We start from the raw sequence: 1025 nt of genomic DNA, 5'->3' as shown, positions 1-1025 counted from the left end.
AGGTACTCCTCGCCGCCCTGCTTGAGAGGGGTGTTCTCGCACAGTTCGTAGCCGCTGTAGATGCCCCAGGAGGGGGAGAGGGTGGCGGCGAGGACGGCACGGACCTCGAAGGCGGGCCGGCCGCCGTGCTGGAGGTAGGCGTGCAGGATGTCGGGGGTGTTGGGGAAGAGGTTGGGCCGCATGTAGGCGGCGGCCTCGCCCGACAGCTCGGTCAGGTACTCGGTCAGCTCCCGCTTGTCGTTGCGCCAGGTGAAGTACGTGTACGACTGCTGGAAGCCGATCTGGGCCAGGGTGTGCATCATCGCCGGCCGGGTGAACGCCTCCGCCAGGAAGATCACGTCCGGGTCCTTGCGGTTGACCTCCGCGATCACCCGCTCCCAGAACACCACGGGCTTGGTGTGCGGGTTGTCGACCCGGAAGATCCGCACCCCGTGCTCCATCCAGTGCCGCAGCACGCGCACGGTCTCGCCGACCAGCCCGTCCATGTCCGCGTCGAAGGCGACGGGATAGATGTCCTGGTACTTCTTCGGCGGGTTCTCGGCGTACGCGATGCTCCCGTCCGGGCGGTGGTGGAACCACTCCGGGTGCTTCTGCACCCAGGGGTGGTCGGGCGAGCACTGCAACGCGAAGTCCAGGGCCACCTCCAGCCCGAGCTTGCCGGCCTCGCCGACGAAGTGGTCGAAGTCCTCGATGGTGCCGAGGGCGGGGTGGACGGCGTCGTGGCCGCCTTCGGGGGAGCCGATGGCCCAGGGCACGCCGACGTCGTCCGGGCCGGCGGTGAGGGTGTTGTTGCGGCCCTTGCGGAAGGTCGTGCCGATCGGGTGGATGGGGGGCAGGTAGACCACGTCGAAGCCCATGTCCGCGATCGGCTTCAGCCGGCGGGCCGCCGTGCGGAACGTGCCGTGCGGCTGCTCGGCCGTGCCCTCCGAGCGGGGGAAGAACTCGTACCAGGAGCCGTACAGGGCGCGTTCGCGTTCCACCAGCAGGGGCATCGGGTCCGAGGCCGTCACCAGCTCCCGCAGCGG

Annotated in this window: 1 pseudogene; it reads right to left on the bottom strand. The window is 69.6% G+C overall.

Features of this window, described 5'->3' with window-relative positions:
• Positions 1–1025 (bottom strand): annotated as a pseudogene (locus ABZ937_RS42865) (alpha-1,4-glucan--maltose-1-phosphate maltosyltransferase); the annotation flags it as partial.

The organism is Streptomyces sp. NPDC046727 (assembly GCF_040645635.1).
Lineage (GTDB): Bacteria > Actinomycetota > Actinomycetes > Streptomycetales > Streptomycetaceae > Streptomyces.
The sequence above is the reverse complement of the archived record's forward strand: the minus strand, read 5'-3'. Positions and strand labels throughout refer to the sequence as shown.